This is a genomic window from Pectobacterium sp. F1-1, assembly GCF_025643735.1.
In the GTDB taxonomy this organism is placed as follows: Bacteria; Pseudomonadota; Gammaproteobacteria; order Enterobacterales; family Enterobacteriaceae; genus Pectobacterium; species Pectobacterium colocasium.
Genome location: NZ_CP104733.1, coordinates 3,233,657 through 3,249,219 on the forward strand (window position 1 = coordinate 3,233,657; position 15,563 = coordinate 3,249,219).

12 protein-coding genes and 1 pseudogene are annotated in these 15,563 nt (G+C 53.3%); all 13 read right to left on the minus strand.

Features of this window, described 5'->3' with window-relative positions; genetic code table 11:
* Positions 1-141: 141 nt before the first annotated feature.
* The gene (gene nuoN / locus NAL19_RS14395; protein WP_263057706.1) at positions 142-1,599 is read right to left on the minus strand and encodes an NADH-quinone oxidoreductase subunit NuoN; all 1,458 of its coding nucleotides are present in this window, start codon (positions 1,597-1,599) and stop codon (positions 142-144) included.
* A 6-nt stretch (positions 1,600-1,605) separates the two neighbouring features.
* Complete coding sequence (nuoM, locus tag NAL19_RS14400; RefSeq protein ID WP_263057707.1) at positions 1,606-3,141, minus strand: NADH-quinone oxidoreductase subunit M; 1,536 nt, start codon at positions 3,139-3,141, stop codon at positions 1,606-1,608.
* 100 nt (positions 3,142-3,241) lie between these two features.
* Positions 3,242-5,091 (minus strand): annotated as a pseudogene (gene nuoL, locus NAL19_RS14405) (NADH-quinone oxidoreductase subunit L).
* Positions 5,088-5,390: an NADH-quinone oxidoreductase subunit NuoK gene (nuoK, locus tag NAL19_RS14410; RefSeq protein ID WP_005969835.1), complete on the minus strand. Its 303-nt coding sequence runs from the start codon at positions 5,388-5,390 to the stop codon at positions 5,088-5,090. Before nuoK ends, nuoL begins: the two are co-directional and overlap by 4 nt.
* Positions 5,387-5,947, minus strand: coding sequence for an NADH-quinone oxidoreductase subunit J (gene nuoJ, locus NAL19_RS14415; RefSeq protein WP_225085245.1), 561 nt, complete (start codon positions 5,945-5,947; stop codon positions 5,387-5,389). Before nuoJ ends, nuoK begins: the two co-directional genes overlap by 4 nt.
* Before the next feature lie 9 nt (positions 5,948-5,956).
* Entirely contained in the window at positions 5,957-6,499 is a 543-nt protein-coding gene (gene nuoI, locus NAL19_RS14420; protein WP_015840961.1) for an NADH-quinone oxidoreductase subunit NuoI, read from the minus strand.
* Between the two features lie 17 nt (positions 6,500-6,516).
* Complete coding sequence (nuoH, locus tag NAL19_RS14425) at positions 6,517-7,491, minus strand: NADH-quinone oxidoreductase subunit NuoH (RefSeq protein ID WP_225085246.1); 975 nt, start codon at positions 7,489-7,491, stop codon at positions 6,517-6,519.
* The gene (gene nuoG, locus NAL19_RS14430) at positions 7,488-10,214 is read right to left on the minus strand and encodes an NADH-quinone oxidoreductase subunit NuoG (protein ID WP_263057708.1); all 2,727 of its coding nucleotides are present in this window, start codon (positions 10,212-10,214) and stop codon (positions 7,488-7,490) included. Before nuoG ends, nuoH begins: the two co-directional genes overlap by 4 nt.
* A 191-nt stretch (positions 10,215-10,405) precedes the next feature.
* Entirely contained in the window at positions 10,406-11,755 is a 1,350-nt protein-coding gene (gene nuoF / locus NAL19_RS14435; RefSeq protein WP_225085248.1) for an NADH-quinone oxidoreductase subunit NuoF, read from the minus strand.
* A complete protein-coding gene (gene nuoE, locus NAL19_RS14440; RefSeq protein ID WP_225085249.1) occupies positions 11,752-12,282 on the minus strand; it encodes an NADH-quinone oxidoreductase subunit NuoE in 531 nt (176 codons plus the stop codon). Before nuoE ends, nuoF begins: the two co-directional genes overlap by 4 nt.
* Positions 12,283-12,284: 2 nt before the next feature.
* Entirely contained in the window at positions 12,285-14,084 is a 1,800-nt protein-coding gene (gene nuoC, locus NAL19_RS14445; protein ID WP_225085250.1) for an NADH-quinone oxidoreductase subunit C/D, read from the minus strand.
* Positions 14,085-14,182: 98 nt separating this feature from the next.
* Positions 14,183-14,857, minus strand: coding sequence for a NuoB/complex I 20 kDa subunit family protein (locus NAL19_RS14450; protein WP_005969846.1), 675 nt, complete (start codon positions 14,855-14,857; stop codon positions 14,183-14,185).
* A gap of 17 nt (positions 14,858-14,874) precedes the next feature.
* A complete protein-coding gene (locus NAL19_RS14455; protein WP_015840967.1) occupies positions 14,875-15,315 on the minus strand; it encodes an NADH-quinone oxidoreductase subunit A in 441 nt (146 codons plus the stop codon).
* Positions 15,316-15,563: the final 248 nt, after the last annotated feature.

A 15,563-nucleotide genomic window follows, 5' to 3' on the forward strand; every position in this document is an offset into this window, starting at 1 on the left:
TGCTGATAAAAAAACGCAGGGAGCGTTTTTCAACGTCGCTTGCGACGGCCCGAAGGATGGCGAGCAGGAAGCTTGCCATAAAAAAACGCCGTTGATTCTCATCAACGGCGTTTCATGACTCAACCCGACTCTCGTCGGTGGTTACAGCATTGGCTGCGCCAATTGCACCAGAGAGATAAGCGGCTGTGGATACAAACCGAAGAACAGAACTGCGATGGAGGAGATCAGTACGACTACACCACCTGCGGTTAAGGCCCAGTTATTTGGCGTATCACGCTGTAGCTGTTGAGGAGCCGTCAGGTACAGGCTCACCATCACGCGCAGGTAGTAGTACAAACCAATGGCGCTACCCAGCACAACGGCACCAGTCAACCACCACAACTCCGCATTCACACCGACAGCCAGCACGTAGAATTTACCGAAGAAGCCCAGCGTCATCGGGATACCCGCCAGCGACAGCATCATCACCGTCATTACCGCAGACAAGATCGGTTTATGCCAGAACAAGCCACGGTAAGAAAACAGTGAGTCGACATCCGGACCACGGTACGGGCTGGACATCAGACTAACCACGCCGAACGCCCCCAGGCTGCTGAACAGGTAACCCACCAGATAAACGCCGACGGTTTCCAGCGCCAGTTGATGGCTCTGCACCGCAATCAGGGCAACCAGTAAATAGCCCAGATGCGCGATGGAAGAGTAACCGAGCAGACGTTTGATGTTGGTTTGCGATACCGCCATCACGTTACCGAACAGAATCGACGCGAACGCGATGATACCCAGCACGATTCTGACAGACTCGCTGTCGGCCATTGGCGCGTACAGGAACAAACGCATGACCGCACCGAAAACCGCAATTTTACCAGCCGTAGCCAGGAAGGTAGAGACTGGCGCAGGCGCCCCCTGATACACATCAGGCGTCCACAGCTGGAACGGCACCAGAGACAGCTTGAAGCCCAGACCGACAATCATCATCCCCAGACCAGCCAGCAGCAGTGGTTCATGAATTTGATGATCGCTCAGGCTCTTACCGAGGCTGGCAAAACTCATATCGCCCGATTCAGCATAAATCAGCGCCATACCAAACAGCAGGAAGGAAGACGCCGCCGCCGATAGGAGCATGTATTTAATACTGGCTTCCAGCGAACGTTTCTGACGGAAGGCATACCCCACCAGACCAAACAGCGGAAGGGAAAGCAGTTCAATCCCGATGAACAGCGACGCCAGATGGTTGGCGCTCGACAGCAGGATTCCACCCAACGCAGCAATCAGCACCAGCAGGTAGAACTCATCGCGGTTGTCCGAGTAGCCTTGCAGCCACGGATAGGCAAACGTACTGGTTGCCAGACTCGCAAGCAGAACCAGCCCGGTATAGAACATTGAGAAGCCATCAACACGCAGCAGCGGCGTTACGTCCGTTGGGCCAGCCTGGCCGACAAAGTACAGTGACAGCAACGCAATATTCAGGCCGATAACCGTCATGGTTGCGTTGACAAAATGGTTGCGTCGCCACGCAATGCACAGCATCACAACCACTACCGTCAATCCGACGATCAACAGCGGCGATAGCGCAATTAGTTGTTGAAGAGTTATTGTCATGGCGAATTACGGCCTTGTTGTTGAAATAATTGAATCTGGAGCAGACGACATAAACCACTGCTGGATATTTGACATCGCGGCACTGGAGGTATCCAGAATCGGTTGCGGGTAAACCCCTAACAACACCAGTAATACCACCAACAGCATCACGATAGACAATTCGCGGATCGACATACTCTTCAATGGCTCATCAGATTTAGGCGCGCCGTAGTAAGCACGCTGCATCATGATCAGTGAGTAGACTGACGCAAATACCAGACCGAAGGTTGAGATCACCGTAATCACCGGCACAACCTGATAGCTGCCGAACAGAATCATGAATTCGCCAACAAAGTTGCCCGTTCCTGGCATCCCCAACGTCGCGACAGCAAAGAACAGAGACAGCGCTGGCAGGTATTTCAAACGCGCCCACAGGCCGCCCATTTCACGCATGTCACGAGTATGCAGACGCTCGTACAGTTGACCGCACAGAATAAACAGACCGGCAGCAGACAGGCCGTGCGCAATCATCTGAATCACTGCGCCCTGATAAGCCAGTTGATTACCAGAATAGATGGCAATCATGACGAAGCCCATGTGGGACACCGAGGTGTAAGCGATCAGGCGTTTGATATCCGTCTGTTTAAAGGCCAGCCAAGCACCGTAGAAGATACCAATCACACCCAGCCACATGGCAATCGGTGCAAAGGCATGCGAGGCGTTCGGGAACAGCGGCAGGCTGAAACGCAGCAGACCATAGGCCGCCGTTTTCAACAGGATCCCCGCGAGGTCAACAGAACCTGCCGTTGGCGCCTGACTGTGTGCATCCGGCAGCCAGCCGTGCAACGGCACAACAGGCATTTTTACAGCAAACGCGATGAAGAAGCCCAGCATCAGCAGATATTCAACACCATACGACATCGGCGTTTTCAGCAGGTCTTCATAGTTGAACGTCCAGACACCAGTGGCATTGTGATGCACAAAGACCAGCGCCAGAATCGCAATCAACATGATCAGGCCGCTTGCCTGGGTATAAATGAAGAACTTGGTCGCCGCCGTAATTCTGGTTTTACCGTCAGAGCCTTTATGCCCCCACAGTGCAATCAGGAAGTACATCGGCACCAACATCATTTCCCAGAAGAAGAAGAACAGGAACATGTCGATGGCAAGGAACACACCGATAACGCCGCCCAGAATCCACAGCAGGTTCAGATGGAAGAAGCCCTGATAACGCTGAATTTCATTCCAGGAACAGAGGATTGCCAGCACGCCCAGCACCCCCGTCAGCACCACCATCAGCAGCGACAGGCCGTCCAGCGCAAGATGGATACCGATGCCGAAGCGCGGGATCCACGGCACATAAAACTCGGATTGCCATTGTGGTACGCCTGTCGGCGCGGTCAGCGAATAACCGCCTTGCAACCACAGTTGCAGAGACAGTACGAGTGTCAGCCCCATTGCAATCAACGCGATCCAGCGCGGTACTTTCGTACCAAAACGCTCTAACTGCCAGCACAGCAGACCGCCGATAAAGGGGAGAAGAATTAGCCAAGGTAGTAGCATGGCGTTTTGTGTCCCTAAATTAAAGAAATCTGAAAACTTGCCGTGGCGGGCATCCCTGTCTGCGGAATGCCCTACCTTTCATACGTTACCGGGTACTGCTTTACACCAGCAGCAACAAGGCCAGTACCAGCACGGCACCAAAGCCCATAGAAGCAACGTACCAGCGCAATTGACCATTCGCACTGAGAGCCAGCCCACGGTTACCCCAGCGGGTAATCGTTGCCGGAATGGTCATCAGCCCATTTAACGGATCACGCTGCAACAGCTTCGCGATAGCCAGATACGGTTTAACAAAGACATGGTCGTACAACCAGTCGAAGCCCCACGCGTGGAACCACCAGGTCGAGAAGAAACGACCCGGCGCACTCTTCGCGATGCTGCTCACCGCCTGACGTTTACCCAGCCACAGCACAGCAGCAAGCAGAATACCGGCAATCGCCACGACACCAGAGGTAATTTCCAGCGTCATCAACTGGCCGTGTTCAAGCTCAGTCGTCGCCGGCAACACACCGTGCAACGGCGGAACAATCATCGCACCAATAAAGGTGGACAGAACCATCAGCACAACCAGTGGTAAGTGGTGAGAAATGCCTTTTCCTGCATGCGCTTTGGTTTTCTCTTCACCGTGGAACACGATGAAAATCATACGGAACGTATACAGCGAGGTCATGAAGGCACCGGCCAATCCAGCCACCATCAGATTGATGTGACCATTTGCCCATGCACCAGCCAGAATCTCGTCTTTACTGAAGAAGCCTGCGGTAACCAGCGGCAGTGCAGCCAGCGCCGCGCCCCCGACCAGAAAGCAGACATAAACCAGCGGAATCGTTTTACGCAGGCCACCCATCTTGAAGATGTTCTGCTCATGGTGGCAGGCCAGAATGACCGAGCCAGAAGAGAGGAACAGCAGCGCTTTAAAGAACGCATGCGTCATCAGGTGGAAAATTGCGGCATCCCATGCCTGAACACCCAGCGCCAAGGGAACATATAACCAATCTGGCTCATGGTGGAATAGGCCAGCACGCGCTTGATGTCGGTTTGCACCAGAGCGGCAAAACCTGCCAGCACCAGCGTGACTGCCCCCACAATCCCCACCAGATGCAGGACATCCGGTGCCATCAGGAACAGACCATTGGTACGCGCAATCAGGTAGACACCCGCGGTAACCATCGTCGCGGCGTGGATCAATGCAGAGACTGGTGTTGGACCCGCCATCGCATCCGCCAGCCAGGTTTGCAGCGGCAACTGTGCAGATTTACCGACCGCACCACCCAGCAACATCAGCGTCGCCCAAGTGATTTCCGGTGAGCCTTCAGCCAGTTTCTGCGGCGCTAATACCATCAGCTCGCGGAAGTTGAGCGTACCCAACTCTTTGTAAAGGATGAACAGCGCAAAGGCCAGGAAGACGTCACCCACACGGGTAACGATGAAAGCCTTCATTGCCGCCGCACCGTTTTTCGGATTGGTGTAGTAGAAACCGATCAGCAGGTAACTGCACAGCCCTACCCCTTCCCAACCGAGATACATCAGCAACAGGTTATCGGCCAGTACCAGAACGACCATACTTGCGATAAACAGGTTGGTGTAGGCGAAGAAGCGGGAATATCCCTCTTCCCCACGCATATACCAGGAGGCAAACAGGTGAATAAAGAAGCCGACACCCGTAACAACGGACAGCATCGTCACCGCAAGGCCATCGAGCGTCAGCGTTACGCTGATGTCGAAATTGCCAACGGCCATCCATGTCCACAAATGCTGATTAAAGAAGGTGACGCCACCGTGCTGTTGGCCCATGAAATCGACCACAACCCAAGCGGTAACCAATGCTGCCAGACCAATCGAGCCAACACCGACTGTCGCGGACGTATTTTCCGACCAGCGACCGCGGGAAAATGCCAGCAACAGAAAGCCGAGCAGCGGGAAGAGTATTGTTAAATAGAGTAAGTTCATCCGCGCATCTCACTGACTGTATCAATATTCAGGGTCTGACGACGACGATACATCTGCAACAGCAGTGCCAGACCAATACTGGCCTCAGCCGCTGCCAGCGTAATCGCCAGAATGTACATCACCTGACCATCCGGCTGCTGCCAGTAGCTGCCTGCGACGACAAATGCCAGCGCGGCAGCGTTGATCATAATTTCGAGACTAATCAACATAAACAGCAGGTTACGACGAATCAGCAGACCAGTCAGACCCAGAACAAACAGAATAGCCGCTAAAATCAATCCATGTTGTAACGGAATCATGCGCGTTCCCCCGTTATTTTCTTCTCAGCGTCCTGATTCGCGCTTTCTTTATTCACAACGTCACCGCGTTTATCTTCACGACCAATGTGGAAAGCGACAACTAATCCCGCCAGCAGCAGCATTGACGCTAATTCAACTGCCAGAACATAAGGACCAAACAGGCTGATACCTACGGCTTTCGCCTCAACAGGCGTGCCCGTGATTCCCTGCTCTTTCAGGCTGAGGATCGCGTTGACGACAATCACCAGTAACGCCAGAGAAAGAATACCTGGCCCTACCCAAGCGCTAGGTTTCAGCCAATTCCGCTCTTGTTCTTCTACGGAATTACCGAGGTTGAGCATCATGACCACGAACACAAACAGCACCATGATGGCGCCCGCATAAACGATGATGCTCAGCGCGCCGGCAAAATTAGCCCCCAGCGAGAAAAATACGCCCGCAATCGCCATGAGCGAGGTGACCATATACAACAATGCATGCACAGGATTGGTATGCGTAATGACGCGCAATGTCGCCAGTATCGCAATCAAGCCTGTGGTATAAAAAGCGAATTCCATGCTAACTCCTTAGGGCAACAGGCCTTTGACATCAATGGGTTTGGCTTCGTTTTCAGCTTCGCCTTTATCTTTCCCATCGATTGCCATACCAGCCATCCGGTAGAAATTGTATTCCGGATATTTACCCGGCCCCGATATCAGCAGATCTTCTTTCTCGTACACCAGATCCTGACGTTTGTAATCGCCCATCTCGAAATCCGGCGTCAGCTGGATAGCGGTTGTCGGGCACGCTTCTTCGCAGAAGCCACAGAAAATGCAGCGCGAGAAGTTGACGCGGAAGAACTCGGGATACCAGCGACCATCTTTGGTTTCCGCTTTCTGCAATGAGATACAGCCGACCGGACAGGCCACAGCACACAGGTTGCAGGCAACGCAACGCTCTTCGCCATCGGGATCGCGCGTCAGCACGATACGACCACGGTAGCGCGGCGGTGGATTCACAGGCTCTTCTGGATACATTCTGGTTTCGCGCTTCTTAAAAGCATTCGATCCCACCATACAGATACTGCGTATCTGGGTGCCGAAACCAACCACTAAGTCTTTCAATGTCATGGTTTATTCACCCCTTCTTAAGCGTTGTACAAAATGACGGCCGCTGTCGCCAGCAGATTCAAAAGCGTTATCGGCAGACAGACTTTCCAACCGAAAGACATCACCTGGTCATAACGCGGACGGGGTAACGAAGCACGAATCAGGATGAACATCATCATGAAAAAGCCCGTTTTCAGCGCAAACCAGACAAATGGAGGCAGGATTGGACCATGCCAGCCGCCGAAGAACAGCGTCACCATCAGCGCAGAAACCGTAACGATCCCGATATATTCCCCAACAAAGAACAGACCGAATTTCATACCGGAGTATTCAATGTGGTAACCATCGGCAATTTCCTGCTCAGCTTCAGGCTGGTCAAACGGGTGACGGTGACACACCGCCACGCCTGCGATGGCAAACGTAATAAAGCCGAAGAACTGCGGGATCACGTTCCACAAGTGTTCCTGAGAATCGACGATGTCACGCATGTTGAACGAGCCCGCTTGCGCGACTACACCCATCAGTGACAGGCCGATGAACACTTCGTAGCTTACGGTCTGAGCAGAAGCACGTACCGCACCCAGCAGCGAGTATTTGTTGTTACTCGCCCAACCAGCAAACAGCACTGCGTAAACGGCCAAACCCGCCATCATCAGGAAGAAAAGGATCCCGATGTTCAGATCGGCGACACCCCAGGTTGGCGTAATCGGCACAATCGCAAAGGCAATCAGCATTGACGTAAACGCGATCATCGGTGCCAGCGTGAAGATCACCTTATCGGTGAAATTCGGCACCCAGTCTTCTTTGAAGAACATTTTGATCATGTCAGCGACAAGCTGCAATGAACCGCCCCAACCTACCCGGTTCGGTCCATAACGTCCCTGGAAGAGACCAAGCAGTCGACGTTCACCCATACTCATGAATGCGCCACAGGTCACCACAACCAGCAGAATCACGATCGCTTTTCCAACGGAGATCAGAATTTCGGTTAATTCCGGCGTTAACCAACTCATTGTGCGGCCTCCCGCAGATTTTCAACGGTTGCACCCGCCAGCACCGGTGCAATACCCGGCAAGCCCAGCGGTAAACCAACCTGTCCCTGACCCAATTCCGCACTTAAGCGCAGTGGCAGACGTAGCGTTTGTCCTGCACAGGTCAACTCCAGCAACGCACCAGCGTTCACACCCAGTGTTGCCGCATCAGCTGGGTTCACCATCACGTAAGGCTCTGGCATACGCTGTTGAATCACGTCGGAACGCTGTGACATTTCATCACTGCCAAACAGGTGATAGTACGGCGCAACGCGCCATTGACCAGCTTGTGGAACGAAAGCCGCAGGAATGTTGTCGAAATACGCCAGAGAACCTTCGCCAGCTTCGATCAGACGAACACCCGGATCGCCATGACGCAAATGTCCACCCACTTCATCCTGGAATTTGTTCGAGGCTTGCGGTGAGTTCCAGCCTGGTGCCCAGGCAAATGGAATCTGCTGACGGTTGGCTGTCGGGCTGTTATTCCCTTCCATTGAGAAGGCAAACATCGTGTCTTTATCGACAGGCTGACGTGGTTCATGGACGCTGATGTTAGCGCGCATCGCAGTACGGCCACTGGAGCGAATCGGTGAACGCGACAGTTTCTGACCACGGATACGGAACGAGGCGTCCGGCGCGGCGTCTTTGATCGCAGCCAGCTGCGGCAGTGCAGCAGCACACGCATCAATCACGTTATCCAACTGCGTCCAGTCAACCTGACGGCTGTTGTAAGTGATATACAGCGAGTGCAGCCAGCGCCAGCTCTCCAGCATCACGACTTTGTCGTTGTAGTACGTTGGGTCATAAACCTGGAAGAAACGCTGAGCGCGACCTTCCTGGTTAATTAGCGTACCGTCGCTTTCAGCAAAGCTGGCAGCAGACAGAATCATGCTGGCCTTGTCCATAATGCGGGTACGCTGATGGTCGACCACAATCAGGTTTTCCGCTTTTTCCAGCGCCGCATCAACGCGAGCGATAGGCGCATGGCGGTAGAGATCGTTCTCCAGCACCACTACGCTATCGGCGTCACCGTTTTCCAACTGCGCCAGCGCATCATCCAGCGAACCGCCGCCCATGATTGACAACCCGATGCTGTTGGCAGCAGGAGCAACAAAGGTAATTCCGACGTCAGAACCGCGATTTTTCAGCGCTTTGGCAACGTTTGCCGCCGCAGAGATCACGTCTTCGCTGCCAGCATTGGTGCCGGAAATGATGAGTGGTTTTTTCGCACCGGCCAGCGCCTGTACGATGATATCAACTTTCTGGTCAAGCCCCGCAGCCAGATCGGCAACGGCCGGCGCACTGCTATCCAGACCGTGTGCAATGGCAAAGCCAAGGCGCGCCTGATCGGCAACCGGCGCACGGTAGTTCCATGCGGCGATGTCGTCCAGACGAGTGCTGTCTACGTTGGTGACAAACAATGGATGTTTGGCGTGTTGACCAATGTTCATGATCGCCGCGATCTGCCAGTCAGCCACTTTCTGCGCTGCCGCCATTTCACGTGCTTTGCCTTTAACGGCCTGACGAACAGCCAGTGCGATACGTGCCCCTGTCTGCGTCAAGTCTTCACCCAGAATCAGAACGGCATCGTAGCCTTCGATTTCACGCAGCGCCGGCGTTCTCACCCCGCTTTCGCGCAGCACTTTCAGGATCAGTTGCAGACGATTTTGCTCTTCCTGCGCGATACCAGTGTAGAAGTTTTCTGCACCGACCAGCTCACGCAAGGCGAAGTTGCTTTCAATGCTGGCACGCGGCGAACCGATACCGATCGTTTTCTTCGCCTGACGCAGCACATCCGCCGCGCCTTGCAGTGCCTGATCGGCATTCAGCGCGATCCAGTCATCGCCGCGACGTTGCAGCGGCTGGTTCGGACGGTCTTTCTGATTCACATAGCCGTAGCCAAAACGGCCGCGGTCACACAGGAAATAGTGGTTTACGCTACCGTTAAAACGGTTTTCGATACGACGCAGTTCGCCATAGCGTTCACCAGGGCTGGTATTACAACCGATACTGCACTGTTGGCAGATGCTCGGTGCAAACTGCATATCCCATTTACGGTTATAGCGCTCAGAGTGCGTTTTATCAGTGAATACACCGGTAGGACACACTTCGACCAGGTTACCGGAAAATTCGCTTTCCAGCGTGCCATCTTCCGGACGACCGAAATAAACGTTGTCGTGCGCGCCGTAAACGCCGAGATCTTTGCCATCCGCATAGTCTTTGTAGTAACGCACGCAGCGATAGCATGCGATACAGCGGTTCATTTCGTGAGAAATGAACGGGCCAAGATCCTGATTGCGGTGGGTACGCTTGGTAAAGCGATAGCGACGGAAGTTCTGCCCCGTCATGACTGTCATATCCTGCAAATGACAGTTACCGCCTTCCTCACACACCGGGCAATCGTGCGGGTGGTTGGTCATCAGAAACTCAACTATCGTCTTACGGAATAGTTTCGCTTCTTCATCTTCAATGGCGATGAACGTACCCGGTGCCGCTGGTGTCATACAAGACATCACCAGACGACCGCGGGTGTCTTCCGCGTTTTGATACTGTTTTACCGCACAGAGGCGGCAGGATCCGACGCTCCCGAGCGCGGGGTGCCAGCAAAAGTAAGGAATATCAAGTCCCAGAGTCAGGCAAGCTTCCAGAAGGTTGTCTGCTCCGTTTACTTCATACTCTTTGCCGTCTACATGAATAGTAGCCATAGTCAGCATGCTTCCATAATGGCCCGTGTTGCCACGAGCGCTAATCAAAAATTCTGTATACCCTCATCTTTCAAATCGCAAATGCGTTAGCTACCTGCGCCTGAAATCTATTGGGTTTATAGAGGGTGGCTTATTTGCGCCACCCTGCGGATACATTCACTCACTGCATCTCGCACGTGTTGAGCGATAGCTTACCAGCGCTCTTTCAACAGGTTAGGCTGAATACCGCCAATCGCTTTAACGTTGCCTAAATACTGTTTAGAGATACCCGCTTCGAATTCTTCCCGGAAATATTTGATGGCACTTTGCAGCGGCTCAACCGCACCCGGCGCATGCGCACAGAAGGTGTTACCCGGACCAAGGAAGCGGCAAAGCTGCTCCAGCGTTTCGATATCGCCGGGCTGACCTTCGCCCTTCTCCAGCGCACGCAGAATCTTCACGCTCCACGGCAGGCCATCACGGCACGGCGTACACCAGCCGCAGGATTCACGGGCGAAGAACTCTTCCAGATTGCGCGTCAGCGAGACCATATTGATCTCGTGATCGACGGCCATCGCCAACGCCGTACCCATACGGCTACCTGCTTTCGCAATGTGCTCAAAATCCATTGGCAGATCGAGATGACTTTCTGTCAGGAAGTCCGTCCCTGCGCCGCCCGGCTGCCAGGCTTTCAGCTTCAGACCATCGCGCATACCGCCCGCGTAGTCTTCCAGAATCTCACGCGCCGTGGTGCCGAATGGCAATTCCCACAGGCCAGGATTGTTGACGCGACCGGAGAAGCCCATCAGCTTCGTGCCGGCATCTTTACTTTTACCCGCAGACAGCCCCTGATACCACGCCGCACCGTGTTCGATAATCGCCGGTACGTTACACAGCGTTTCCACGTTGTTGACGCAGGTCGGTTTACCCCACACGCCCGCAGACGCCGGGAACGGCGGCTTGGAGCGTGGGTTGGCACGACGGCCTTCCAGCGAGTTAATCAGTGCAGTTTCTTCACCGCAGATGTAACGCCCGGCGCCCGTATGCACGAACAGCTCGAAATCAAACCCGCTGCCCAGAATATTTTTGCCCAGCAGACCCGCCGCTTTCGCTTCTTCGATGGCACGACGCAGGTGGACAGCCGCTTCGATGTATTCGCCGCGCAGGAAGATGTAGCCGCGGTAGGCTTTCAGCGCAAAGGCGCTAATCAGCATACCTTCAACCAGCAGATGGGGCTCTTGCTCCATCAGCAGACGGTCTTTATACGTCCCTGGCTCCATCTCATCCGCGTTGCACAGCAGGTAGCGGATGTTCATGCTTTCGTCTTTCGGCATCAGGCTCCACTTCAAGCCTGTCGAAAAGCCCGCACCGCCACGCCCTTTCAGGCCAGCGTCTTTAACCAGTGAGACCACGTCATCCTGCGCCATACCGGTTAACGCTTTTTGCGCAGCGACATAGCCATTTTTGCTGCGATATTCATCCAGCCATACCGGCTGTTTGTCTGCGCGTAAACGCCAGGTCAGAGGATGCTGCTCAGCAGTCAGAACAATGTTTTTACTCATTGATACTGCTCCAATAACGATTCAATTCCTTCCGGCGTCACATGGCTGTGGGTATCGTCATCAATCATCATTGACGGCCCCTTGTCACAGTTCCCCAGGCAGCAGGTCGGCAACAGCGTGAAACGTCCATCGAACGTCGTCTGCCCCGGTTTGATGCTGAGCTTACGCTCCAGCGCCGCCTGAACGCCCTGATAGCCATTGATATGGCACACAACGCTGTCGCAATAGCGAATGATGTGACGCCCAACCGGCTGGCGGTAAATCTGGCTATAGAACGTCGCTACGCCTTCCACGTCACTGGCAGGGATGCCCAACACATCGGCAATCGCGTTGATCGCGCCATCCGGCACCCAGCCGCGTTCTTTTTGCACGATTTTCAGTGCTTCAATTGACGCGGCACGCGCATCTTCATAGTGATGTTTTTCGTGCTCAATGGCGTCACGTTCAGCGTCGCTCAGCACAAAAACGTTGTTATCAGAAATGTTGCGTTCAGAAACATTGTTATCAGGTATGTTGTGATCAGGCATAATTAGCGGTCCACATCTGACATAACGAAATCAATACTGCCGAGGTAAACGATCAGATCGGATACCAGACATCCGCGAATAACAGACGGAATCTGTTGCAGATGCGCATAGCTCGGCGTGCGAATACGGGTACGGTAGCTCATCGTGCCGCCGTCACTGGTCAGGTAATAGCTGTTAATGCCCTTCGTCGCCTCAACCATCTGGAATGATTCATTGGCAGGCATAACCGGTCCCCAGGAAACCTGAAGGAAGTGGTTAATCAGCGTATCGATATGCTGCAATGTGCGCTCTTTTGGCGGCGGCGTCGTCAGCGGGTGATCCGCTTTGAACGGCCCTTCCGGCATGTTCTTGAGGCACTGATCCAGAATACGCAGGCTCTGACGCAGCTCTTCAACCTTCAGCATCACGCGGCTATAGCAATCACTGATGCCATCGCCAACAGGCACTTCAAAGTCGAAGTTTTCATAACCGGAATACGGACGCCATTTGCGCACGTCAAAACCAATACCTGTAGCACGCAGACCCGCACCCGTTACGCCCCAATCCAACGCTTCTTTCGCATTGTAGGCGGCAACGCCCTGAGTACGGCCTTTCAGGATGGTGTTCTGCAGCGCAGCCTTAACATAGGTATCCAGACGAGCAGGCATCCAGTCGAGGAATTCACGCAGCAGGCGCTCCCAGCCGCGTGGCAGATCGTGCGCCACACCGCCGATACGGAACCATGCCGGGTGCATACGGAAGCCGGTAATCGCTTCAACCAAATCGTAAATTTTCTGGCGGTCAGTAAACGCAAAGAACACCGGTGTCATCGCACCAACGTCCTGAATAAAGGTACTGATATACAGCAGGTGGCTATTAATGCGGAACAGCTCAGACAGCATCACGCGAATCGTTTTCACGCGATCCGGCACCTCAATACCCGCCAGTTTTTCGACGGCAAGTACATACGGCATTTCGTTAACACAGCCGCCAAGGTATTCAATACGGTCGGTATAAGGGATATAGCTGTGCCAGGACTGGCGTTCGCCCATTTTCTCCGCGCCGCGATGGTGGTAACCCACGTCAGGCACGCAGTCGATGATTTCTTCGCCATCCAATTGCAGGATAATACGGAAAGCACCGTGTGAAGAGGGGTGGTTTGGACCGAGGTTGAGGAACATGAAGTCCTCATTTTCAGTGCCGCGCTTCATTCCCCATTCTTCCGGTTTGAACGTCAGCGATTCCATTTCCAGATCTTCTTTCTGCTTGGTCAGCTCGAAAGGATCGAATTCGGTCGCACGCGCCGGATAATCTTTACGCAATGGGTGCCCTTCCCACGTCTGCGGCATCATGATGCGCGTCAGGTGTGGATGGCCGTTGAACGTAATACCAAACATTTCCCATGTTTCGCGCTCATACCAGTTGGCATTCGGGAACAGTTTGGTTACGGTCGGTACGTGCAGATCGCTCTCGGCCAACGCGACTTTCAGCATGATGTCGCGGTTACGCTCGATGGAAATGATGTGATAAAAGACGGAGTAGTCTGCGGCAGGTAAACCTTCACGGTGAGTACGCAAACGCTCATCCATACCGTGTAGGTCAAACAGCATGACATAAGGCTTCGGCTGTTTTTTCAGGAATGCGACAACGTCCAGTAATTGCTCACGTTTGACCCACACAACGGGAATACCTGTGCGGGTTGCTTGTACAGTAAATGCATCTGGTCCAAAACGGTTACACAGCTCGCCAACGACCGGATCGTTAAGATGATCGCGGGTTTGCCAGCCTGGCTGAGCGAGATCGTGTGTCGTTAAATCTGTCATAAATATGTCACCACATTAAATGTGCTATTTCTGCATCTGATAATGACCGCACACTATTATCGGGGTATTACACGGTCACCGGATTTATCATCTACAGGTCAAATCTCATCAGGCGAACGCAGGTTAGTCACCGCGATTCGCTCGCCGCGTTTGCGCTCACGCTCAGATTGCATATTGGCACGGTAAACGCCCTGTTCACCCACCACCCATGACAGAGGGCGGCGTTCTTTACCGATGGATTCTTTCAGCAGCAACAGCGCTTGCATGTAGGCTTCAGGACGCGGAGGGCAGCCCGGAATATACACATCAACAGGCAGGAATTTATCTACGCCCTGAACCACGGAATAGATGTCGTACATACCGCCGGAGTTAGCACATGCGCCCATGGAGATAACCCATTTAGGCTCCAGCATTTGTTCGTACAGACGCTGAATGACGGGAGCCATTTTAGTAAAACAGGTTCCCGCTACGACCATGAAATCGGCCTGACGTGGCGACGCACGCAAAACCTCAGCGCCAAAACGTGCTACGTCATGAACGGCAGTAAATGACGTCACCATTTCTACGTAGCAACAGGAAAGGCCGAAGTTGTACGGCCACAGGGAGTTTTGACGACCCCAGTTCACCGTATCGTGTAATGCATGTTCCAGTTTGCCCATGTAGACACTACGGTGAACATGTTGCTCCAGAGGGTCGGAAACGATCTCCTGACGTTGCAGGGGATAACGGTCATTCTCACCGTCCGGCTCTATGCGGGTGAGCGTATAGTCCATCTTAAAATGCCTCGCTGTTACTGCGGATGAGTGTTGGTAGTGTTGATGATGTCTGATTTAACGACTTGTCTCTTGGAACGTACCGGGGTCCAGTCAAGTGCCCCAACGCGTACCAGATAAATCAAACCAGCCAACAGCACCAAAATGAAAATGGTTGCTTCAATGAAGCCAATCCAGCCGCTTTCTTTGATAGACACCGCCCAAGCGTAGAGATAGAGGGCTTCAACGTCGAAGATAACGAAGAACATAGCGACAAGATAAAATTTAGCAGACAGGCGTAACCGCGCTGAACCCACTGAGTCGATCCCGGATTCATAAGGTACGTTTTTGGCCCTGGCTCTGGCTCTCCCCCCCAGCAAGAATCCACCGGTCAGCATGAAGACACAAAGGCCTACGGCAATGATAAGGAATAGCCCAAATGCCCAATGATGGGCGAGGATTTCAGTAGTTGTTGACATTCTCTTTGCTTACTCATCAAAAGTGGCGGGTAACATCTCTGCTCTATTATCGGCAGTTAATGCGCCACATCGATTAAAAGGAAGGATTAATAACCACAAAAAAGCACGGAAACGTATCAGGTAAGCCTTGCTTGGTATGGTTGAGCCCCTAAATTTGTAACCTTTTTTTCAACCTTACTAAAAATAACAGTACATTACTTTACATGCACGCTGTTTTGTTAACATTTTGTGTTCTCATCCATAGCTAA